Source organism: Mesorhizobium sp. HAY1-8B (assembly GCF_056868045.1).
In genome coordinates this window covers 2,583,312-2,604,028 of the sequence record NZ_CP200321.1, presented here as the reverse complement: position 1 = coordinate 2,604,028, position 20,717 = coordinate 2,583,312, and the positions used below count along the sequence as shown (strand labels likewise).

The following is a 20,717-nucleotide window of genomic DNA, read 5'->3' as shown; positions in this document are numbered from 1 at the left end:
GCGAAGATCTGCTCGGCATCGTGTCTAAACGGCGAAGCTTCGAACAGGCGTAGCCCCGAAGACCATCAGTTCGATGGGCTCGGGCGCGATGCGCGACCCGCCATGCAATTCGACTTAACAGTGAGCGCCTACACGCCTCGCGTTCCGGACGACAAGTAAATCGATCTCCGACCGGCGTTCCCCCGGGCTGCTTGGTCACAACCGGCGTTATTCCGGTCGTTCAATAGATTTGCACCCCTAGGCGCTCATTTCTTCGCCACCTCACCACTGCACGATATGAGATGTCATCCGCCGGGACATGGAGAACGAACCTGTCACGAATAATGACGCCCGGATCAACTCGTAACTCTGCTCCGTGCAGGTGCTGGTTCCTGATAGAGCAGGCAATGTTCACGTTGTCAGCGACGATAATTCCGTCCTTTAAGACGGCCCTGCGAGGATAAGCACGTCGTTCTACAGGGGGATCATCAGCGCTTCTCATAACGTTCTCCCGGAAAATCCAACAGCGAGAGAGGCAGCTGGCGAACACCTTTTTTATGTCCGGTCTTCGCCTTCGGGAGACTTTCTCACCAGCGTCGGTAGCAATGGCTCGACAAATCTCAAACGCGCCAAATGAGGCACGACAACAGCGTTTCAATCAGCACGCCCTAAAATAGTTCCCAAAACCGCTGTTGCCCATAAACAAAACGGTTTGACTCACGTTGCGATTCACTCAGCGTAGCAGCGCAACGCCGGCGAGGAAAATTTCTACCCTCCCGCAGCGGACAGAAAATGCATCAACGGGACTCGCGAGGGTAGTCTGGCACGACACGCATCGACATTAGCCGCTTGCCCACAGCAACGATTTCGAGTTCGGAAACATGCCACAAAAACGAGAAAGGTCCATCAGCCGGAGCCGGCGGCCCTCGATTCAGGCCCACAGCGATTACGTGGGCTCAGTGTCGATCGGCGGCGGACACGCCACCTGAGCCACATCGCTCGACAGTTTCTCAGGGCTGGTCAGTTCCGGCTTCTTGGAAGCGACAGCCGCTGGTCCATTAACCACTGTCATGGATAGCGTGGACCCAAAACCCAGGTTGAACGGTTGGGCTATATGGAAAATCACCAGCATAGATTTTATTGCCATATCGAGGCTGACGGATCATGGGGCGTGTGGGACTGCGTCGGCAACAAGCCAGCAAGACTGGGCGGCGGAGACCTGATTGGATGCACTGCGCAAAGAGCTGAAGTTGCGGAACAGGTCTTGACGAGTATTTACAGCGGCGGGCTCGATGCACTCGCAGTTCGGATCGTCGGGATTGTCCGCTAGCGGTGTCGCACGCACCAACGGTTCATCTGGAATAAAAAGCCCGCCACCGCGAAAACAGTGACGGGCCCTTGTTTGTCCGCTCGGTCGAGGGGACGCCCGAGCATCCTAAGAATTCCGCTGAGGGTAATCGGTTCCAACATGAAAGCGGGTGCCTGGATGGGCAGCGAGCTTATTAACTCAAGCAGCGGTCATCAGGGACAGGTCGATGGTGTGCAGCCGGCAGTGATAGCCGAGAGCTTTTCGCGTCGCGTCAGCACCGGCTTAATGTAAGTCTTCTTCATTCAAATATCCCCTGGGCCATCTTAAGGCTGCCCCTTTGCCCTGCGTAGGCAGCGTGTCAACGGGGCACAAAAGCCGCACAACGGGACTGCAGGCTGGTGTGGAACGATGTCTGAAGGGAACAGTGCGCGGAAGGCTTCACGGTCACTGTCCGGTGCCAGGCGACATTTCGGGGAGCTTGTCATTTCGGGCTAAATCATCCAGCAACCGGATGATAGCCTTGGCCTCATCCGACTTGCAGGAATAATACCGCCAAACGCCCTCGGCTCGGCATTCGACGATTCCTTGTTCGAGCAGAATGCTTAGATGCTGGCACATGGCGGAATTGCTCAGACCCATTTCCAACGCGAGGTCCCCACCGCTCTTTCGCCGTCCATCAAACATACAACAGTCAAGAGGCGCTTGCTGTTGCCCAAGCTGGCGAGCCAGCGAGCGGCAGACGCTGCCTGGCTTCGGAAACTGGCGCGTCCGGGCGGGGCGCGGCGAAGAGCGGGACTGGCCCGAATTTCCTACAGTCGTTGTTTGACGTACGACGCCATGGTTGCTCCCCTTTCCGCGGCGCGGCAAAAATCGCTGCGGTCCCTTCAATCGTCAAGCTGCTTCAACGGAAGGTCCACTGTCCCTTGGTGAGAAGCGGGCAACGATGCAGTATCCTGCGATCGGGGCACCGCTCAAACGCACAGCGAATAAATTGGCCGCTCCCCTTTGTGGTGCGGTCTGCACTGGGAAGAACGTCAAAGCCGCCCGCAAATGCGGCCTTGGCCAGAAGAGGCCCAGGAATTCTCGACGACCCCGATCCCAAGGCTGGATCCCATTTAACTCACAAAACGCCCGCCACCGAAAAGAGGCCTTGGCGGCAGTCGCGTTTGTGCATGCTTGGGATGCTCAAGGGATAGGGCTTGGTTGTCGACCTAGAAGGGAACCATAGCAAGAGGCCGTCGCAAAAAAGCCCGCAGGCTGCGGCCCACGGGCTTTTTGCGAGTCTATGCCTTAATGCTCGGGGCTGGCGGCTTCCTCACCGAATTTAGTCCGGCGCGTTGTCCCGCAGCGAATGATTCTGCATAGGCCTCCACCTGAAAAACCGTAATCTCCACTTTGCCATCGCGCACCACCCGCACAAACCACTCCCCCATATTTTCGGTGATTTCGACGCTATCGGGACACCGGAGATTTCCCGTATCCCGTTCGTCTAGATCTTTAGCCGCCATTGGCGGGAGGTGCTGGAGCTGGCGCCGCTGGTGCAGGTGATGCTGGCTTCGCCGGAGCATCAACCTTGGGCGCTTCAACCTTTACGTTGATGTCCTGCCCACCGCCGCCCCGGATGTTGATTACGCCGGTGAAGATCAACAAGAGAACGATTGCGACGATCGCGATCACAATGGCAATCGCAGTACCGCCGCCTCCCGAATTTACAACAGTTGGTCCGTCCGCCATGATTTGCCTCTCCAGTTTCCATTTATGACGCTTGAGTAACGGCATCAAACCCTATGCGTTCCGCCGTGAGGCTAAGGTCCGAGAAGCCACCCGACTAAAGTCCTGCGGCCGCCAAAAACCGGGTGCGCGTTAGGCCGTTGCGTCTAGCCTCGCGGATAAAATATGTGTGGTTGTCGAGGCGCTTCCCAAGGGTGAGCGTGAAGCCACTACGTGTCGTACGGCTTACTATAGATTACGCGGGATTTTCCATTTGCAATTAGCTGGCTCCTGAGTGGCCTGCATAGTCAGACACTGCCGAGCAATTCACGGCGCGCAGACACCGCCATACCAGAACTTCACCAGGTGTTTATACGCCATTGCCTTTCGTCTACATTGAAAGGCGCGTGGTCGAACCTGACCACGCGCCTCGAGATCAGTAACCGTCCGGACACCGTGCAACGTAAACTCGGCCATTCCGATCGCGATACCTGCACTGGCCGGTTTCGCTGGCGTGCCCGATGACCGCCCCGGCTAGTGCTCCAACCGCACCGCCGACAACCGCTCCCTGAACAGGATTTCCGGCCACCGCGGCGCCAATTGCTGCGCCTCCCAAGCCGCCGACGGCGGCGCCCTGTTCGGTGCGGGAGCATGCCGCGAGCGGGATAAGCAGACCCAAAATCAGCAGTGTCTTCTTCATCTATTGTCTCCAGAGGCCACTATTAGCCGAAGCTTAAATGCCATTCGGAGTTTCGATCCATCGCCCCAAGCCAACAGCATATGAAACGATTTTCGCTTGCACCAGGAACCGCTTGATGCTGGCGAAGTTCAGCTCTTGACCCAACAGGAGTGACTCACCGTGAACACCTTAAACACAGACGATCTTTCGGGATCAGGACTCGCCAAAGAGAACGCATGGCAGGACAATCCGTCCACTGAACGTGGCGTGGCCAGCAAGGAAGCGATCGGCAATTTGAAGACGAGTGCGGCGGAAACCGCGTCGCATCTGAAAACTGCCGCCGCCTCGATGTCGAGCGACGCCAAGGACTACGCCGGCTCCGTCGCCTCGGGCGCCGCCGATGCCTTCAAGGACGCTGTCGAGGCCAACAAGACCGCAGGTGCAGATGCCATCGCCAACATTGCCCATTCCGTGAAGGGCGCGGCCGATGGCATCGAAAAGCAGTCGCCGCAGATTGCGGGCATGGTGCGCAGTGCAGCCGAAGGCGTCGAGCGCGTCTCAAGCGATATCAGAGACCGCAATGTGGGCGAATTGCTCGATTCCGTCACCAAGTTCGCGCAACGCCAGCCAGCCGCCTTTTTTAGCGTTGGAATCCTCGCCGGCGTGGTCCTGACGCGGCTGCTGCGAAGCTCAGACCGATCCTGAAGAAGGCCCATTCGGATGGATGATGGTACGCATCACCGGCCCTTCGGGAGCGTGCTCAACGATGCGATAGGTCAACTCGCTTCGTTGATGCGCCTCGATCTACGTCTGCTCAAGGCGGAAATGCGGGCCAAGACAACGACGATCGTGTCATCCGTTGCATGTGGCACAGTAGCCGCGCTGTTTTTTGTTCTGGCGGCGTTCGCGCTGGTTCAATTCCTCATTCTTGCGATGATCCATTTCGGGGTTGACGGGATGTTCGCCTGTCTGATCGTCGGCGCCGTTTTGATCGGCGCAGGAATGCTGTCCCTTTATCTGGCCAAGCGCGCGCTGATCGGATGGACCATTACGCCCGTTGAGACCGTCAACCAGGTGCGGACCGACCTCGTAGCCTTAAAGCAGGGGATTCGCTATGGCTCAACCCAGCAATGAAATCCGGGACATCCTGGCCCAAAGTCGAGCTGGAAAGCAGGCTCTGTTTGGGCCGGTAAGCGAGTTGAGCCGCAGGCTGCAACCCAGACATCTGGTGCAAGTCTCTACAGACTGCGCCAGACAGAAGGTCGCCGGGGCACTCGGTCTCATCTCGGATGCTGTCAAGGAAAATGGCGGCACTGCGGGCGCCGTGGCCCTGGGGGCCTTCGCTGTTTTCGATGCCGGAAGAAGAAGTGTCATCCGCGGCGACGATGGCGCCGAAACATTTGCTCGAGCAGGGCATGCCGATGCGGGTCCCAGCCATTCCGTATCGGCCGCGCACCGGACGGTGACAGAACTCGATCGGGTAAAGGTACTTGCCGGCTCGGCCGTAGCGCTTTCGTTCGGGCATGTAATTGGACGGGCTTTTCGGACGACTGCCAAAGAACGCGCCCTATTCGGCGGCGCCGGCGACGAAGTTCGGGGCGCGGCGGCGAAGTTTATGAGTGAACACAGGCGCGGTGCCAAACTCGCCGCCGCGGAGGCTTTTGGCTTCGCAGGATACGGAGCCACGTTGCTGGCAATTCTGGCGGTGGCCAGCGACTATTTCGTGCGAAGTGAAGATATTGGAAATCCGCCTGGCAACCGATCCGACTGAAGGTTATGCGGCAAATCCGAGGCGCCCGAGTTTTGTGTGGATATTCATTTTGGAGGACGTGCTGAACAAGCGTAGAGAGCAGAAAACAGATCTAACACCTGCCGAGGCCACGGACCGCGTTTGGGAACTTGCCGAGAAAATCGACATCTGCATGTTCATTACCTGGGACGGCGAATACAATCGCGCGAGACCACTCTCCGCGCGCGTGCGCCGTGACGAGAACGCGATCCATTTTCTCGTCAATGACGACAGTGCGAAGAACAAGCAATTGTCGAAATATCCAAAGGTGACGTTGGCTTGGAGTGATCGCAGCCACTACAAATACGTCACCATTTCAGGCTCGGCTGCGCTCACAAATGACAGAGCAAAAATCACCGCGCTGTGGGAGAAAACCGACGCGACCTGGTGGCACGATGCCAACGACCCCGAGATCCGTCTCATTACCGTAAGACCGGATGAAGGCGAACTTTGGGATAGCCCGGGTTTGATTGTCGCCACGGCGAAGATGGCGTTCGCCGCTATCACTGGCGCCAAGCCTGATGTTGGCGAAAACGCAAAAGTCGACCTGTAAGAACCGACAAGCTGATTGCGTCATACCGAACTTCCAACGATAGCTGGCAGCCGAACGCCGACGCGCAGTCGTGCAATGGCTGACGATTTTGGCGCAGCAGCCCAGAATTTCGTATCTGCAACAAGCGCGAATTTCGCCAGGCGTGCGTGAATGGCTAACGCATCAAGCCGGCAGCGCGGAGAGCATCTTCAATCACCTTGCCAACGCCTGTGGGGGCTTCATGTGCCTGCGTCTGGCGCAGCCGGTCGACGTGCGCTGGCCTTGACATTAGCGGGGTAGAATATGGGACAAAAACGGTGTCTGAAACGGGATGGCCAGGGGCGTGCTGCGACGTCTCCCGATTTTTGGCACCCCTATTTGTTAGACCCCAGAGGGCCGCGATTCGCCTCGTCGAGGATATTCCGACCTCCAGCATGAACGGCGCGGCATGGCCGCCCTCACCGGTCGTCTTCAAGGGAGTGCCATGGCCCATGCCGGCAATGGTGTATTTCTCGATTACCGGATTGCCGTTGGCATCGCACCAGACCTGTCTCGTTTGTCCATCAACGGCCTGTTCAAGAGTCGGGATAGTCCCAGTGCGGTGAACGCTCTGCCATTGAGCGACAAGGGAGTCGGCGTTGGACGGCGCCACCCCTTGTTGGGAAAATGCCATCCGGCCTCGCATGGCAGAAAGGCGAGCGATCGTATCTGAGATATTCCGCAAATCGAGATCCTAGACCGCCGGGATGGCGGAAGCCCGAGCACTATGCACCTGGAGGAACATCGTTGCTGCACTGCACAATATCAAGCTTACGCCAGGTCACTTGCTCATGATTTAAGTGCCCGACAACGCAAACACCGTCGATCAGGGCTGGAGACCCTCGCTTTTTAGGCACCTTCCGCACAGGAATCGGCAATGTTACCAGTTTTCGCGTGGCCCGGGCGGGGTCGGGTTAAGGCGTTCAAGGCTATGCTTGCCTCGGATTGCGCCCGGCAAGAATAATCGCGACTGGCGGACCTGCTCGCGCGGAGACACGTCCGAGACCGTGTATCGATGCTGTGTCCTGACATCCACCTTCGGCCCAGAGTTCAACAGCGCTTCGCCGACAGCCTAACTGCGTACTATCAAGCTAACTCGGTAGTGTAGCGAGAGCTTGGATGTTAATCGCCGCCCCGGGAAGCATGCTGTGAGTATCAGGGCGGAGCTGCTTGTGAGCGGCTATCGGATCCATATCAGTTCCGCGTGGCTGGCCGCCGAACTTATTCGGACGCAAGACTCAAGATTGGCCTCACATTCTGTTGACTAGCTATATGGAACCAAATCGAGGTCGAAGCCGTAGTGTGAGACTGTCGAGACGGTGCGGCACTTCCGAGGAGGAAACATCCGAATGGGCATCGGCGCGGTCCTGGTCGTCGAAGATGAGCAGCTGATCTTGCTTGACGTCGAGTCGGGCTTGGAAGAGGCTGGTTTCGAAGTCGTGACGGCTTGCGACGCGGCCCAGGCTTTGGCGGCCTTCGACGCGGATCCGGGCAAGTTCAAGGGCGTCGTCACAGACGTTCGCCTTGGGGCGGGCAAGTCCGGCTGGGAAGTTGCCCGGCATCTGCGCCGAGCCAACCCAACGATACCCGTGATCTACGAGTGGCGATAGCGCCATTCACTGGGGCGCCGACGGCGTTCCTGAGAGCGTCATGATCACCAAGCCCTTTTTCCTGCCTCAAATCATCACGGCCTTGTCGACTCTGCTCAATCAACACCATCCCGACCAGAGCGAAATGAAGTAACACGGAACGACGTCGGTCCAGTGGTCGCAAAATTCGCAAAGCGTCTCGCCTGATTTCCGTGCTTGACGGGATCTCCGATTTCCCCGGCCTCTCGATGCCAGCCATGTCAAGATGGCGATCGACATAAGCCTTGAGCGCGCCGCCGGAACCGTCGCCGTGGTCGCGGTCGGCAAAACTGAAAAAATTGAACCGGTTGCGCGAACGAGCCACTGCGAGCGACTCGACTGTCGATTTCGTCGAGGTCGAGCAGCAGAAAGAAAGCTCGGTAGGACAGCCGGTGTGTCGCGGCCTCAACCTCTGGTGCGTGCCTCTGCCGCTATAAGGGTTGATTGCAGTTCGGGCACCCATGCACGCATATGTACCTTGACGTGATCAAGGCAGCGGACAATCGGGGGCAACCTTCCACTCGTTGGCTCTAGGGAACCCAATTCGCGCACGGGCATTGCTCTGTAAAAGGAGATGTCCATGTCAATTCGACGAGACGACAACGTCCGAGGAAGAGCCGGGAGGCCCGAATCTGGCGATGCTGCGGGCGATCGAAGGGGCTCTGCAGTGGTTGCCGGCTCCTCAAGGGCTCTCGACCAATCCGAATCCGCCGCAACCGTCTAGGATGAGGCCGGCCGCCGATCGACACAGTGAATTTCTCAAACGTGATCATCGTGGCAACGCCGCAAGCAGCCAGTCAGTCGTGTCCGCATAACCGAGTCATATAATTTGGCCTGACTGAGACAATCATCTGGTTTTTAAGAACCACTGCACAAAGCCTCTATAAGAGACAGTCCAATGCCTGTAGTCGCCGGAATTGCTTTCGCCTTCCTCATTTTGTTCATGATCCTGTTCGTGACGCATGCCACGCGTGACCTGCAAAGCTCCCCGATGTTCTACCGTTTGAGGCGCCGACTGCGTAGTTAGATTGGGAATCGGCAACGTGGGAATACCGAGTTTGTCCCTTCGCCGCGGCCAGTTCCGTTGGCTTGCCGACCTCAATAGGAAGCTAACAGGCCATATGCGGACGCCGGCGCTTCGAGGCTGCCATCGAGTTCTGATTGCGGGAGTTGTTTGTCGGTAAGGGGGGCGCCAGCTTGACATTCCCGCAAGGCGAGCTCGACATAGATCTGTCGTCAAATCGATTTCACTTGCAACGCGAACGATCGTAAGTAGTCTCTAAATTAGCTTTGGAACTTTTAGCCTAAAAGCATGTTTCGTCCTCTATGGCGGAAAGCCCTTTTCCCAAAAGACGGCGGCGCGCGACGATCATGGTCGTTGCGTGCGGAATCGCAATCGTGGTCGCGTTGGTCGTCATCCTCCTGGCCATTTCCGCACTGAGGCCATTTTAGTCCTCGGCCTCTCATGGCCGGGAGACAGACATGAAACTCAAGAACAGCAGCATTGGGTGTATGCACGCAGGCCAACTTTGGATGGCCGACCCACCTTGCTCCCCGGGCTCCTGATTTCTGGGCTGACTGAGGGCAAGCGGCCGAGTCGATTACCTTCTGAGGCCGAATAATCTCAGAACTGCAACGACAACCACGACAAGTCCTACAATGTACATCTGCGCGCGCATGGCGGACCGATTAGATCATTGAGCACATGGGCTTTATTGCTGGCCGTGCTTAAGTATTCGGGCTTCGCGCACCAGCGAGGAATGATCGTAGCCGACCATTAAAATCAAATCACTCACCTGTATCTCGGAAATACCAGTCTCGCGCGCGACTTTACGTACAAACTCGGCTTTCGGATCAAATGTCTTTGGTGTCTCAGGCATCATAAATTTCCCTTTCGAAGACTAAAGCGTTCGAAACTGCTTAGCGTTCCGCAGGGATACGAAAAAGGAGATCATAGCCGGCACTGTGGAGGCTGAGTCGCGATGCTCACGCACAAGAAAGAGAGCCGGGGTACGGACGTCGCCGTCAGTGCGACCATTGGCTTGGACGAGCAAGTCACCAGCGAACTGGCCGTTCTCGGTCGGCATCGGACCGGCCAAGCCATTCAAACGGCCCCTTAAAATAACGTCAGTTCGCCGCCGCGGACCGTTTGAAGACGATGGTGACTTTTGTCCCTTCGATGGCGTTGGATTTGACTTCGAATTGCGCTTTGGCGTTCTCGGTCAAGGAGCGGGCGATCAGCGCCCCGAGCTTGCCGGATTTCGGCCATGTCTCGCCCTCCGGCAATCCAACCCCGTCATCGGCGATCGTGATGCGGCATCCGTCGCCATCGACGGTGCTGTGGAGTGTGATCGTGCCGCCCTCTCGTCCCCTGAACCCATGCTTGAGCGCATTGGTCAGCAGTTCGTTCACAACCAGACCAGTAGGCATGGCAAGGTTGATCGACACGGGATAGGTATCCACCTTCATGTCAAGCCGAATGCCCTCGACCGCGTGCGAAGCCATTACCGCGGACGCTATCTGGCTGAGATAGACACCGAGATCAACCTCATCTTTCTGCTCGTCATTCGACAGCGTCTGGTAGAGTATCGCAAGAGCGTCGACGCGCCCGGCCAACCTCTCGAACCGTTTCTGGTCGGGTTCCGCCGCATTGCGGGTTTCCAGCCGGATAAGTGCAGTGATCATCTGGAGATTATTCTTTACCCGATGCTGCAGTTCCCGCAGCAATGTATCCTTTTCCCGGACACGCTCCTCTACCGAGGGCGCCTCCTCGCCGTGAGAGGATACGTCCACCAAGGCGACCAGCCGGAAACAAGTCTTGCCATCATCGTCCACAATCAAATTTGAGTAGGCGTCAACGACTGCCGGTCCCCCGACGCCGCGCTCCAGCCGGAAAGTGCCGACGAAATCCGTTTCATTGATAACGCTCTCGGCCAGCGCCTTGTCCTTCTGCTCACGGATCCCAGTCCCGGACAGCGCTGCCCAGTTTTTTCGCGCCAGACTGGCGGCCTTCAGGCCGGAGAGTTTTTCGAATTCCGGATTGGCATAAACGACGCGCTCCGTTTCGATCAGGTCTGAAACGGCGATCGCAATAGGCACCTGATCGAGGAATTTCTTGAACTGTTCGCTCTCCAGCGCGGTCGCGAGTTCGGGCGTATCGAGCAGTTGCTCGACCGCCTCGGGCTTCCCTGTATCCGATATCATTTTACGCCTACGCTGTAAGGAAAGGTCATCAGTATCAGCGATGGAGCATATAGGCCACCACCGAAGCGGAGCGCCACCTTGCTGAGGTCAATAGGCTGGGACCAGCCTTGTGTCTCGCAGCGGCAAGGCCATTGTGAACTGCAGGCCGTCAGGATGATAGTTCAACTCAACCTTGGCTTGGCACTGCACGGCAACGACTTTCTCCAGCAGCGTCGTGCCGAAACCGCGCCTTCTTGGCTTCTCGACCTTCGGCCCGCCTTTTTCAAGCCAATCCAAATTGAGGATCCGTTCATCGTTCAAATTGTCCACCGACCATCTGACTTCGAGTCGCCCGTATGAGCGGGACAACGCGCCATATTTCGATGAGTTGGACGCGAGTTCATGAAACGCCATCCCGATCGGGATCGCGATATCGGCGACCAGCGCGACGTCTGGTCCGTCGAGCATCACACGCGATTTGTCGCTCGTGTCATAGTGGCGCAGTTCCGACTCCAGCAGCTTGTGCAAGGAAGCCATCTGCCAATAGTCGTCGGTGAGCATCGAGTGCGTATCGGCGAGAGAGACGATCCTGGCGGAGAAATCGCGCACGAAATCGTCCACGCTTCCACTCGACTTGGCCGTGGCCCCCATCATCGCGCGGACATTTGCCAGCGTGTTCTTGACGCGATGATGCAACTCCCTGATCAGCAGTTTCTGCCGGTCCGCGACCTCTTGCTTCTGTTCAATGTAGGATTTGACTTCAAGCTGGCGGGCGCGGGCACGCAAGGCCGAGCGCACCGAATTTGCAAGGCTCGACGCCAGGAAGGGCCTTTCGAGAACGATCAGATAGCGGTCCAGAAAGGCCAGGCGTTTGTCGATCTCCGTTCCCCGCATCGTCAGCAATACGATCGGAAAATCCGACCACGTTGGTTGATGCTTGAGCCAGGATGCGAACTCTTTTCGATCAGAGCTGATCAACGCTTCTTCAGCAACCAAAAGGCAGTGGACTTGGTCCAATAGCGGAACTGCTTCGTCGAGCGTGACGCAGATCTTTGACTTGATCCCGTTCTCCGAGAGAATTGACGACGCAACCTTCGCGTCGCGCCCGACAGGCGCAAGCACCAACACACTGCGGTCTGAGGGCATCAGAGAGCCTTGTCTTGTAGCAGGTTGCCTTGCTTTCCCTCATAGGTGGGCACGCCAGTCAGGATCCCCCGGAACTCCTCCAAAGGTTCGCCGACGGCTAGGCCGGCCGCGCTTATCTTGAATTCGCGAATGGTGTCCTCGTGCGGCCCGACCCGTTTCTTGACCACGGAAATAGCCCGTCTCAGACGCCCGCCGCTTTCGAAGAAGCGCAGCAGCATTACGGAGTCGCAGAGATAGGTCATGTCGACAGGGGCGGACATTTGCCCTATCAGCCCATGATTGGCCAACAGAAGGATCGTCACAACGCCCTTTTGATTAAGATATGTCAAGATCTCGTGCATCTGCAGCACAAGATGCTGCTCCTCCGACATGGCATTGAGATAGCCGGTAAGGCTGTCGATGACGACAATCCTCGCATTTGAGCGCTCCACAGCCGACTGGATGCGCGATGATAATTCACCAGGCGACAACTCCGCCGGATCGATCTGCTCCAAGATCAAGCTGCCATTGGCGTTGAATGGTCCCAGATCCATCCCAAGGCCTGAAGCGCGCGCCAGGAAGATGCGCTTGGTTTCATCGAACAGAAGCACCAGCACATTTTCGTCGCGCTTGAGAGCCGCATGGCAATAGCTACACGCGATGGTCGACTTGCCCACGCCGGAGGGTCCCATCAGGAGTGTGCTGGTGCCGCGATCCAGCCCGCCACCCACGAGCGTGTCGACAGAACCATTACCGGTTGCCGGTGTCCCATGCTCGGCCATCTCGTGTTCGGAGGCAACCAAGCGAGGGAAGACCATCACGCCGCCCGGCCGAATGACGAAGTCGTGAAAGCCGCCGCGAATTTGTACGCCACGCATTTTGATGACGCGTAGCCGCCGTCGCTCTCCGCCGTAGATCGGCGATAGCTGCTCCATCCGAATGACCCCATGACTGATCGAATGGAGGTTTAGATCGTCATGTTCAGCGGTGAGATCGTCAAGCAGAAGCACCGTCGCATTGTTGAGCAGGAAAAAGCTCTTCAAAGCCAGGACCTGCCGCCGATAGCGTAACGAACCCTGTGACAAGAGACGAATTTCCGACAGGGAATCGAACACCACCCGATCCGGCTTCATGCGCTCGATCTCGGCAAGTGCGGCCTGCACGGTCTCACCCAGTTCCAGATCGGACGAATGCACCAGAGTCTGTAGCTGCGACGGATCGAGGCTCAACTCCGGAGGGACCAGTTCGAGGATTTCGATACCGTGAAGAGAAAAACCATGCCGCTTCGCGACCGAATGCAGCTCACGCTTGCTTTCGGACAGGGTTATGTAAAGGCATTTCTCGCCTTCCGCCGCGCCTTGGATCAGAAACTGGAGACCAAGGGTGGTCTTACCTGAACCAGGCCTGCCCTCTACAAGATGCGAACGGAATTTCGCGTATCCGCCTCGCAGGACATAGTCGAGGCCATCCACGCCAGATGATATTGGTGAAGCGTCGTCTTGATCCACGTTGCCCCGCTTGCTTTTCGTGACCAGCTAAACGGATAACAATTTCAATGGTTCCCTCTTGAAAGATACGGTGGACGGGCATTTCCAGCATGTCACGCTCTGTGGGCTCTAGGGCACTGCGGCTGCAGATTCTTGTTCTCAACGCGGTGATGCCTAGGACCCCCAGTCTTGCGCACGTCAAGTCTCAACAGTGAGATCGGGCGCGAGAGAGAACCAATCAACGATGAGCGCGGCCTCTCGGGAGGCACCGTCCTCCCCCCGCCGTCTCGGATCAGCGGTGCTTCTGCGCAGGCAACAAAAGGCTTATCGCGGGGATGCTTGCGGCGTGCCTCGTTCCCGTCTTCGGGACAAGCCGCGGAAGTGCAGGAAGGGCGATACGACCAAGTCGATTCGCCATTATGTTGGCGCTTAGCGCATCCGATCCCGCCTCTCCGATCGGTCCCCGTGGCTTCAGGATGCGGCCAAGGGATGTGACCTAACCCCGCAGCGTGGTATTCCTTGGCTTCGTGATGCTCGCAGGGATTGTCTATCGGCTTCTTGTCCACAAGCGGGCGCTTGCCATCTGGATGGCTGGCAGTGGCTGAGAACCTGATTGGCAGGATCGTCAAGTCGGGTTTCAACCGCTCCGGCCGGAAATCGACCATGTCACGCGTGTGTATTCGCCGCAAGTTCCCCAGTGGTCGCGCCATGCTTTCGGCGGTCACTTTCCTCACCCTGGCCGCCCTTTCTTTCACACGCCGGATCCCGCTTCAAACTGTATTTCATGGCACTCGCCGTGTTCCTGACGTTGGCATCGATCTGCCATGGATCTTCTTTTGTTATCGGGCCTGGCAGACTTCGCAAGCCGAGTTCGAAATTCCTTCCGGCAAGATTCTACGCGGGTGGGAACCTGCTTGAATGCGAGCTCCGACCCAGGTGGTGCACGCTGTGCGGCGCCGCGCCGGCGTCGTGAAGGGCCTCCGAACCATTTCACACCCCTTGCCTCAGCCAATTCTCGTGAGAGGTTTGCGACACCACCCAATGACCAGCACCATTTTTCCAGACTTGCCGGCAGATCGCTAAAGCTGGGATTCGATCGGGAGGCGTCTGACCAGGGCGGCCAGGATGCGGCGGGACAATGCTGCCTCGGGTTCGCGAGCGTAGGTTTGCGGTCTGCCTTGCTCGCAACCGTGCCAGTGTAAAACCTCGCTCTTCAGTTCGAGGCGATAGCTCGCTTCCGGCGCTATCTCCGATTTGAACCGGTGCCGCAGTTCCGCGACCAGCTTTTCGTCTTCAAAAAGCACGCCCATTTCCGAATTCAACGATACGGACCGCGGATCGAAGTTGAAAGATCCGACGAAACCGACCCTGTCGTCGACGCTGAACGCTTTGGTGTGCAGGCTGGCACCCTTGGATCCAAATACAGAGATCTTGGGCTGCCGGCTAAAGGGCTGTAGCTCGAAAAGCTGCACGCCCCTTCTCAGCAAGCGCTTGCGATAGTTGGCGTATGCCCCGTGGACCGCGGCGACATCGGTCGCGGCCAAGGAGTTGGTCAACACAGCGACCTGTACTCCGTCGTTGACGAGGTCGCCGAGGATTTTTGAACCCTTCTTGCCGGGGATGAAGTACGGAGACACGATCTCCACACACTTGCGCGCCGACTGAATGATCGGCAGCAACTCCTTCATCAGCCAACCGCGCGGTCTCCAGCCTCGAACCTTCTCCGGAGGGTCGGAGATCACGCGCACGCGCTCGACCCAATGTACGTCGCTGCTCGCGGCTATGAACTCGGCGATGGAGCCCTTGTCGCCGATACCACTCAAAAGCGTCGACTCGGTTTCCGCGTCGCTTCCCTCGAAATAAGGGGCATGCAAGCCTGATGCGGCGGCTCCGAGTTCACCTATTGGCTTCGCGTCCCGACATGCCCAGAACGTCTGGAAGATTTGTGCGGTTTGCTGGACAGCGGGACCGAGGAGCAGCATGTCGAGGTCGCGGAAATTCGTCTCCGCCGCGTCAAAATAGGCATCGCCGATATTACGTCCACCGACGATGGCGATGTTGTCGTCGGCGATCCACGCCTTGTTGTGCATCCGCCTTGTCAATGCGAAAAGCCGCAAGAGGACTTCCGCGGTGCGCATGATGCCGCGCGCCCTGATGCCGCTCGGGTTGAACAATTTGAGTTCGATGTTTGGATGGTTGCTCAGCGCCAGATAAGCTGCGTCGTTCTTGCGCGGATTGACGTCGTCAAGCAGCATTCTGACGCGCACGCCCCGCTGGGCCGCCCGGACAACTTCTTGTAAAAGCAAGCGCCCCGTGTGGTCGTCATGCCATAGATAATACATGAGATCGAGCGTGCGAGCCGCGCTCCTTGCCGCCAAGACACGCGCGGCGAACGCATCGTAATTGTCCGAGATCAGCAGCAGGCCGCTCTTACCCGCTTTGAGTTTATCGGTCGATGTTTGCGTAATCGAGACGTCCATGAATTGACCGGTTTCGGAGGAGAACGAGGCGCCGTTTCACTAGGTCAAGAACCCGCGAGCGCTGATCTGGTTGCACGAGGGCCTGATAGCTCACGAAAGCTCGCCCGCTTAGTATTCAGGGGGCTTGGCCATTTCGTTGCGCTGCTTCTTGTTCGAGCATCGCAAGCTTTTCGCGGATCTCCTCTGGCTCGGCATGCTCCAGGCCTACAACGTCGTTTCTGGTCTCCCTAAGCGAAACGACGATCTCATCGAGCTTGGCGTGAATGGCGGCGGTATCGCGATAGCCCTGTATCAGGACAACACCAGTGATCACGATGGCGGCCACTGAAAGGACATAGGTGACCGCATTGGTCAGTCCGAATGGCACGAGCGCGGTGCACAATACCATCGCGACCACCATGACGTAGAAGCCTGGCGGCCGGGACAGGAAGTCGGCCGCCATAAAGAGGATGCGGTTCATTCTAGCGGCCCCATGAAGCCGTGGCTCTTTCCTGTGCCAAAGGCCGACGTGGATACAACCACACCATCATACCTTGGCCAGAGCGAATACGGCTATCAGCGCGGTTAGAGCGACGCAAAGGGGCACAGCCAGGAGTAAGCCGGCCTCTATGAAGCGAGTCTCTTTGTTGTTGAACATTTCAATTCCCCTGTTGCTGGCTAGATTCAAGTTGACGGGTTCGCTCGCCGCTAGCGCAGCGAGCGAACCGTTATCAGCGCAGGAAGGGACATAGCTGCGCGGATTTTGAAATGTGGACTGTGTAGGTTCAGCCAACGGATACTCCAATGACCAGCAAGGATATGGCCAAAACGAAAACTGGCGCCAGCAACCAACGCGCTTGACCAATACTTCTGTCCATGAATGCTTTCCTTAAGTTCCGTGGCTGACAACTTCTGTCACAGGTGACCGTTCCAAGCTTCGCCGACGGCAAGACCATTGCGGATATTCGACCAGACTTTGGTCCAACCGCCTCCTCCGACTGAAGTCCTCCCAAGGGAACGATTGCATCCACGCCAAGTTGGCATGTGAGCTTCGACACCACCGATCGGAGCCAATCTCACGAGGAGCAAGACTATGAAATTGCATCTGTCTGCCGCAGCCGCGGCATTTCTTCTGCTCGCAGGCGTCGGCGTCGCGGCGGCCGAGGACGTCATCATCCAGCCGGAGCAGGAAACGGTTATCCGTGAATATGTGAAGAAGCAGCCGCTTGCTTCGGTGAAGGTTCCCGGAGTGGAACTCAACATCGGCGCGGCGCTGCCTGACACGGTCGAACTTCGCGAAGTTCCCAACGTCAAATACCGCTACGTCGTGATCGACAACCGGACCGTTCTGGTCGATCCAAGCACCCACAAGATCATCAAAATCTACGACTGACCGGCCTTGCCAGCGAAGCCCGTCGCCTCTGCCGGCGACGGGTTTTCGCTGAAACGGACGGTCACAAGATGCGAGACCTCGCAAAATCCGATGCCCTGGAAATGCGCGTTGCAAATCTCAGAAAGTTCGCTGACGCGAACATAACGGTGGCGATGTGAAGTGTTTCGAAAAGTCGCAACGGTGATGGCGGACTGTCAAGGTCTGATTGACCGCGAAGACCTGATCGCCACTTCTCTTCTCAATGACGATTAGCTCATTCCTGGCCATGGCCTAAAGCGGTCCAACCGACTGCTTCTTTAGCGTCGGACTGGAACAAGGAAACGCCATGACTTCGACAGCATCGCTGATCTGGTATTTGGTAGTTGCCGGCCCGCGGGGCGGCATGGTGGTGTTGCCGAGCACTTTCGACAGACGCGAACAATGCATGGCCACCATTGCCGAATATCAGAAGCAGCCACCCCCGCCGGGCTGGACCCTGCAGTGTATCCCGAGCGCTTCCCCATTCACCAGCAATCTATCCGCCGAATAGAGGGAAGCGCAGTCAAGGCCGGGAGCTATCACCTCCTCTGGCGCTCTCCTTATGCCTTCGGCTCGACCGGCGCCCCTAGAAGCTGGATATGTTCGGTCGCAATTTTAAGCAGGGTTTCAGCGGTCTCTTGCGCTGTCCATCCCTGGGCCTCCGATTCCGCCACCAAGGCCGCGAACGCCGCTTCCAGGGCCACCTCACAGTTGACCGCCCGATCAGGGCTTCCTTCCGGCAATATAGGTGGTTGAATGGTCTGGGACATGCGCGATCGATTCCAAAAAAGGAGAAACCCGCGCCCTTAGTTAAGAACGCGGGCCGATCAAGGTTTCCGACCCGATCTTCAGCAAGTGGCGAGAGGGAGCGTTGCCTGCCGCAATCACCAACCCTCGGAAGCTACATATGTTCCAGACCAACATCGAAAGTCGCACGCATCGACCACGGTCATCCAGGACCTTAAAACCACTGCGACCACAGGCCACTGGGGAAAATCAGGCGAGGGATGCTCGACGGCATTGAGGATAGTGGGTCCCAAGAATCTGCGTAGAAGCGTGCCGGAAAACGGTCTCGCCGGCCAAGTGTTTCACCAGAGGGTTTGCTCCCGCCTGTGTTTGCTTTGTCGCTCGCGGACAGGACGATAGCGTGAACTGCCTCGGTCGACTCATGGGCAGGACCCGGATGACCCAGTCGCAGCATGAGCCGACATGGCCCTCGCCGTTCCTCCCCCACATTGGTAGATCAACTTTCAAATAACCGTGCGAGTACGTCAAAGTGAAATGACAGGCCGAGCGAACTGTCGCATTGCGGGGTGGTCAGCGGCCGAATGATGGGCTCCGCTGCTTGGGAGCGACGATCGCACTCTCGCCCGTAGTGGAGGCGCCTGATGCTTGACCGACCTATTCACTTACTTAATGAGGGGTTTTACCCTAGCGACCTCGAGACGCTGAAGGTGGCTTTCGACGCCCTTTGTATTGAATTCGATGTTCTTCCCGACACAGCTGGTGCGCATGGGCTTGCAGCCGAGCTGATAAGGCTCTTTCAGACCGGCATGACGAGTGAAGATATGCTGATGATCGCCGTGCGTGGCCGTTGGCAAAAGGAATGGAAGATTGCCGGTTAGAGCTTTCCAGCCTCCCGTGAATGCCGGCATCCGGCTAGCTGGCCGGCAAGGAGGCGACAGAATGGAATTCGTACATGTGGCTGCCGAACTTATTGCAGGTCCTGCTTAAGTATTCGCGCCTCTCGGAGGAGAGAAGAATGATTGTAACCGACTATTGAAATGAGGTAGGCTAACTGCGACTCTGATCTGCCGGTCTCGTCAGCGACCTTGAGCACAAACTCGCTACTTGAGTCTAATATCTTTGGTATTTCGGTCATCAAGAAGGCTTCCTTGGTTTCACCTGAGCACTCCTGACGCGCGCGAAGGACAAGAAGTGAAGGGTGGCTCGATGCATTAGTGGCTGGTCTTGCGAGCGGCCTCGGCCTCGAGAACATCCACCGTATAGACAAGCTCGCCCTTTTCGTCCCAGACCCGCACCAGCCAGCCGGACAGTGCATCGGTCCCCGGCTCCAGATCGACCAAGAGGTCAACTGCGCACCGGATTGCTTCGGCCCGTGCAGCTTCGAGACTTGGCATGCGGGAGGGAGGAATCCGCCGACTGGTTTCGCCGTCGCGATAGTCGAATAGATAAACATCGCCCCCCGCATTGCTTGCCGACGTCACCGCGACTTCGTCGAAGTTTCCGTTGCTGGTTGCGTCATACTCGTTGGCGGCAAGACCGAACGTGGCGGTTTGGACTAGGATGGCCTTTGCGCGGGTCAGAGCGAATTCCTCGTCTCCATCGACATTAGCCATATCCACGGTAACGCATTCACTGCCCTCGCCGCAAAACACCACGCGCAGGATCGCTTGACCGTTCAACGCGGTTGCATTCAAGACTTGAGTCCGAACGATTTCCATTTAGGGCTCCTAGCGTCGGTGATGGTGGGGCCGGCCCGACGCCGGCCACCAGTTTCACTCCAGATGTTCAGGCATGTCTTTCAGCTGAGCCGTCCGAGTCACGCATGAAGCCTAGCTGGTCGGCAGCGACAGCTACCGGTTTGGCGCCGATTCCGAGAAAGCCACCGGATAGCCATATCTGACTGCCGTGCAGATGAGAGACGGTCCAAATTTTTTCGTCGCCGTAAATGCTTGCGCCGTCAAGAAACTCCAATGTCAGTTCATCGCGACCAAGCCGTGTGTGACTGGTATGGTCCATTGGTGCATCTCCTCATTGCATGGGTCAGTCCCAATCTATGAACAGGCTAAGAGTTCCAAATGGACGAAGACCGTTCACCAAATTCAAAAAACGTGGCGGTCAAATCAACGATCGCCGTGACGTTTGCCGACCAGCATCGCTGTGAATCAGCATTGCAGGGATTGGATCATTCTGGTCTGAGCAGCCGATGCAACCGCTACCGGAACCAAACGAGAAGGCTCAAGTTAGGCTTATGCACACAATTATTGCATCGGCGTCTTAGGGCGCGAAGAAGAGGACGACATGGGCTTTTTGGGCAAATTCTTCTTTGGCCTGGGTCGCAAGGCGCCGGCCGACAAATCGAGTGGAGACATACGCAAGACAACCGGCGCCGGCCCAGCGATCGCGGCTCATTCCAAGGACGCCAAGACCTCGGCAGCGACCGGTCAAAATCCAGCGGCGGCCAAGAAGAAATCCGCTAGCTGACCGCCAACGCTTTGCACGCCCTCTCGCAGGCCTCAATGCATCAATGCCTGGAATGGAATTCCCGGTCGATGCGCGGCGGCTCAATGATCAATCGCCTCCGCCATATATTCCTTGAGATCGCCGATTTATCGCGAGCTGATCGGTATCTTCCGCGAGCAT

General features: G+C 57.4%; 22 protein-coding genes. 11 read left to right on the top strand and 11 right to left on the bottom strand.

Translation table 11 applies throughout. The annotated features are described in order from the left end of the window. Nucleotides 1-2,785: 2,785 nt before the first annotated feature. A complete protein-coding gene (locus tag AC1VON_RS12295) occupies nucleotides 2,786-3,022 on the bottom strand; it encodes a hypothetical protein (RefSeq protein ID WP_483122630.1) in 237 nt (78 codons plus the stop codon). 412 nt (nucleotides 3,023-3,434) lie between these two features. Next, the gene (locus tag AC1VON_RS12290) at nucleotides 3,435-3,698 is read right to left on the bottom strand and encodes a YMGG-like glycine zipper-containing protein (protein WP_140774486.1); all 264 of its coding nucleotides are present in this window, start codon (nucleotides 3,696-3,698) and stop codon (nucleotides 3,435-3,437) included. A gap of 159 nt (nucleotides 3,699-3,857) precedes the next feature. Here AC1VON_RS12290 and AC1VON_RS12285 point away from each other — a divergent pair, with 159 nt between their 5' ends. The 6 genes from AC1VON_RS12285 (at nucleotide 3,858) to AC1VON_RS12260 (ending at nucleotide 7,647) form a co-directional block, all read left to right on the top strand. Beyond that, the gene (locus AC1VON_RS12285; RefSeq protein WP_483122620.1) at nucleotides 3,858-4,382 is read left to right on the top strand and encodes a hypothetical protein; all 525 of its coding nucleotides are present in this window, start codon (nucleotides 3,858-3,860) and stop codon (nucleotides 4,380-4,382) included. Between the two features lie 15 nt (nucleotides 4,383-4,397). Next, nucleotides 4,398-4,811 carry a phage holin family protein gene (locus AC1VON_RS12280; protein ID WP_483122616.1) on the top strand — a complete coding sequence of 138 codons (414 nt, stop codon included), beginning with the start codon at nucleotides 4,398-4,400 and terminating at the stop codon, nucleotides 4,809-4,811. Continuing rightward, nucleotides 4,792-5,448: a hypothetical protein gene (locus AC1VON_RS12275; protein ID WP_483122612.1), complete on the top strand. Its 657-nt coding sequence runs from the start codon at nucleotides 4,792-4,794 to the stop codon at nucleotides 5,446-5,448. The genes AC1VON_RS12280 and AC1VON_RS12275 overlap by 20 nt, the downstream gene beginning before the upstream one ends. Next, a complete protein-coding gene (locus AC1VON_RS12270; RefSeq protein ID WP_483122608.1) occupies nucleotides 5,417-6,019 on the top strand; it encodes a pyridoxamine 5'-phosphate oxidase family protein in 603 nt (200 codons plus the stop codon). The genes AC1VON_RS12275 and AC1VON_RS12270 overlap by 32 nt, the downstream gene beginning before the upstream one ends. A 427-nt stretch (nucleotides 6,020-6,446) precedes the next feature. Then, complete coding sequence (locus AC1VON_RS12265) at nucleotides 6,447-6,710, top strand: hypothetical protein (RefSeq protein ID WP_483122603.1); 264 nt, start codon at nucleotides 6,447-6,449, stop codon at nucleotides 6,708-6,710. A 676-nt stretch (nucleotides 6,711-7,386) separates the two neighbouring features. Next, nucleotides 7,387-7,647 (top strand): response regulator, encoded by a 261-nt coding sequence (locus AC1VON_RS12260; protein WP_483122597.1) that lies wholly within the window; start codon nucleotides 7,387-7,389, stop codon nucleotides 7,645-7,647. Nucleotides 7,648-9,377: 1,730 nt separating this feature from the next. Here AC1VON_RS12260 and AC1VON_RS12255 read toward each other — a convergent pair. The 4 genes from AC1VON_RS12255 to AC1VON_RS12240 form a co-directional block, all read right to left on the bottom strand. Continuing rightward, the gene (locus tag AC1VON_RS12255) at nucleotides 9,378-9,545 is read right to left on the bottom strand and encodes a hypothetical protein (protein WP_483122592.1); all 168 of its coding nucleotides are present in this window, start codon (nucleotides 9,543-9,545) and stop codon (nucleotides 9,378-9,380) included. 247 nt (nucleotides 9,546-9,792) lie between these two features. Next, nucleotides 9,793-10,869, bottom strand: a complete 1,077-nt coding sequence (locus tag AC1VON_RS12250) for a sensor histidine kinase (RefSeq protein ID WP_483122589.1) — start codon at nucleotides 10,867-10,869, stop codon at nucleotides 9,793-9,795. An 87-nt stretch (nucleotides 10,870-10,956) separates the two neighbouring features. Beyond that, nucleotides 10,957-11,997 (bottom strand): sensor histidine kinase, encoded by a 1,041-nt coding sequence (locus AC1VON_RS12245; RefSeq protein WP_483126322.1) that lies wholly within the window; start codon nucleotides 11,995-11,997, stop codon nucleotides 10,957-10,959. After that, complete coding sequence (locus tag AC1VON_RS12240) at nucleotides 11,994-13,481, bottom strand: ATPase domain-containing protein (protein ID WP_483122585.1); 1,488 nt, start codon at nucleotides 13,479-13,481, stop codon at nucleotides 11,994-11,996. The genes AC1VON_RS12245 and AC1VON_RS12240 overlap by 4 nt, the downstream gene beginning before the upstream one ends. A gap of 576 nt (nucleotides 13,482-14,057) precedes the next feature. Here AC1VON_RS12240 and AC1VON_RS12235 point away from each other — a divergent pair. After that, nucleotides 14,058-14,378 (top strand): hypothetical protein, encoded by a 321-nt coding sequence (locus AC1VON_RS12235; protein ID WP_483122580.1) that lies wholly within the window; start codon nucleotides 14,058-14,060, stop codon nucleotides 14,376-14,378. A gap of 161 nt (nucleotides 14,379-14,539) precedes the next feature. Here the strand turns inward: AC1VON_RS12235 and AC1VON_RS12230 are convergent, their stop codons facing one another. Next, the gene (locus AC1VON_RS12230; RefSeq protein WP_483122576.1) at nucleotides 14,540-15,940 is read right to left on the bottom strand and encodes a phospholipase D-like domain-containing protein; all 1,401 of its coding nucleotides are present in this window, start codon (nucleotides 15,938-15,940) and stop codon (nucleotides 14,540-14,542) included. A 115-nt stretch (nucleotides 15,941-16,055) separates the two neighbouring features. Then, nucleotides 16,056-16,400, bottom strand: coding sequence for a low affinity iron permease family protein (locus tag AC1VON_RS12225; RefSeq protein WP_483122570.1), 345 nt, complete (start codon nucleotides 16,398-16,400; stop codon nucleotides 16,056-16,058). Between the two features lie 612 nt (nucleotides 16,401-17,012). Here AC1VON_RS12225 and AC1VON_RS12220 point away from each other — a divergent pair. Together AC1VON_RS12220 and AC1VON_RS12215 are read left to right on the top strand one after the other, a co-directional pair. Continuing rightward, nucleotides 17,013-17,312: a DUF1236 domain-containing protein gene (locus AC1VON_RS12220; RefSeq protein ID WP_483122564.1), complete on the top strand. Its 300-nt coding sequence runs from the start codon at nucleotides 17,013-17,015 to the stop codon at nucleotides 17,310-17,312. 325 nt (nucleotides 17,313-17,637) lie between these two features. Beyond that, nucleotides 17,638-17,841, top strand: coding sequence for a hypothetical protein (locus AC1VON_RS12215; RefSeq protein WP_483122563.1), 204 nt, complete (start codon nucleotides 17,638-17,640; stop codon nucleotides 17,839-17,841). 49 nt (nucleotides 17,842-17,890) lie between these two features. On the opposite strand, the gene AC1VON_RS12210 is transcribed toward AC1VON_RS12215, so the two are convergent. Continuing rightward, nucleotides 17,891-18,100, bottom strand: a complete 210-nt coding sequence (locus AC1VON_RS12210; RefSeq protein ID WP_483122558.1) for a hypothetical protein — start codon at nucleotides 18,098-18,100, stop codon at nucleotides 17,891-17,893. Between the two features lie 618 nt (nucleotides 18,101-18,718). Here AC1VON_RS12210 and AC1VON_RS12205 point away from each other — a divergent pair. Further along, nucleotides 18,719-18,955 carry a hypothetical protein gene (locus tag AC1VON_RS12205; RefSeq protein WP_483122554.1) on the top strand — a complete coding sequence of 79 codons (237 nt, stop codon included), beginning with the start codon at nucleotides 18,719-18,721 and terminating at the stop codon, nucleotides 18,953-18,955. Between the two features lie 333 nt (nucleotides 18,956-19,288). Here the strand turns inward: AC1VON_RS12205 and AC1VON_RS12200 are convergent, their stop codons facing one another. Beyond that, nucleotides 19,289-19,795 (bottom strand): DUF6894 family protein, encoded by a 507-nt coding sequence (locus AC1VON_RS12200; RefSeq protein WP_483122551.1) that lies wholly within the window; start codon nucleotides 19,793-19,795, stop codon nucleotides 19,289-19,291. A gap of 67 nt (nucleotides 19,796-19,862) precedes the next feature. After that, entirely contained in the window at nucleotides 19,863-20,093 is a 231-nt protein-coding gene (locus AC1VON_RS12195; protein WP_483122547.1) for a PRC-barrel domain containing protein, read from the bottom strand. A 282-nt stretch (nucleotides 20,094-20,375) separates the two neighbouring features. Between AC1VON_RS12195 and AC1VON_RS12190 the strand changes: the two genes are divergently transcribed. After that, the gene (locus tag AC1VON_RS12190) at nucleotides 20,376-20,558 is read left to right on the top strand and encodes a hypothetical protein (RefSeq protein ID WP_483122544.1); all 183 of its coding nucleotides are present in this window, start codon (nucleotides 20,376-20,378) and stop codon (nucleotides 20,556-20,558) included. Nucleotides 20,559-20,717: the final 159 nt, after the last annotated feature.

Bases quoted from the DNA above. Each gene is read 5' to 3' on its own strand.
- AC1VON_RS12205 (WP_483122554.1), top strand. From the start codon at position 18,719: ATGCTTGACCGACCTATTCACTTACTTAATGAGGGGTTTTACCCTAGC.
- AC1VON_RS12295 (WP_483122630.1), bottom strand. From the start codon at position 3,022: ATGGCGGACGGACCAACTGTTGTAAATTCGGGAGGCGGCGGTACTGCG.
- AC1VON_RS12280 (WP_483122616.1), top strand. From the start codon at position 4,398: ATGGATGATGGTACGCATCACCGGCCCTTCGGGAGCGTGCTCAACGAT.
- AC1VON_RS12265 (WP_483122603.1), top strand. From the start codon at position 6,447: ATGGCCGCCCTCACCGGTCGTCTTCAAGGGAGTGCCATGGCCCATGCC.
- AC1VON_RS12255 (WP_483122592.1), bottom strand. From the start codon at position 9,545: ATGCCTGAGACACCAAAGACATTTGATCCGAAAGCCGAGTTTGTACGT.
- AC1VON_RS12190 (WP_483122544.1), top strand. From the start codon at position 20,376: ATGGGCTTTTTGGGCAAATTCTTCTTTGGCCTGGGTCGCAAGGCGCCG.
- AC1VON_RS12230 (WP_483122576.1), bottom strand. From the start codon at position 15,940: ATGGACGTCTCGATTACGCAAACATCGACCGATAAACTCAAAGCGGGT.
- AC1VON_RS12290 (WP_140774486.1), bottom strand. From the start codon at position 3,698: ATGAAGAAGACACTGCTGATTTTGGGTCTGCTTATCCCGCTCGCGGCA.
- AC1VON_RS12250 (WP_483122589.1), bottom strand. From the start codon at position 10,869: ATGATATCGGATACAGGGAAGCCCGAGGCGGTCGAGCAACTGCTCGAT.
- AC1VON_RS12200 (WP_483122551.1), bottom strand. From the start codon at position 19,795: ATGGAAATCGTTCGGACTCAAGTCTTGAATGCAACCGCGTTGAACGGT.
- AC1VON_RS12195 (WP_483122547.1), bottom strand. From the start codon at position 20,093: ATGGACCATACCAGTCACACACGGCTTGGTCGCGATGAACTGACATTG.
- AC1VON_RS12260 (WP_483122597.1), top strand. From the start codon at position 7,387: ATGGGCATCGGCGCGGTCCTGGTCGTCGAAGATGAGCAGCTGATCTTG.
- AC1VON_RS12215 (WP_483122563.1), top strand. From the start codon at position 17,638: ATGACTTCGACAGCATCGCTGATCTGGTATTTGGTAGTTGCCGGCCCG.
- AC1VON_RS12220 (WP_483122564.1), top strand. From the start codon at position 17,013: ATGAAATTGCATCTGTCTGCCGCAGCCGCGGCATTTCTTCTGCTCGCA.
- AC1VON_RS12225 (WP_483122570.1), bottom strand. From the start codon at position 16,400: ATGAACCGCATCCTCTTTATGGCGGCCGACTTCCTGTCCCGGCCGCCA.
- AC1VON_RS12275 (WP_483122612.1), top strand. From the start codon at position 4,792: ATGGCTCAACCCAGCAATGAAATCCGGGACATCCTGGCCCAAAGTCGA.
- AC1VON_RS12210 (WP_483122558.1), bottom strand. From the start codon at position 18,100: ATGTCCCAGACCATTCAACCACCTATATTGCCGGAAGGAAGCCCTGAT.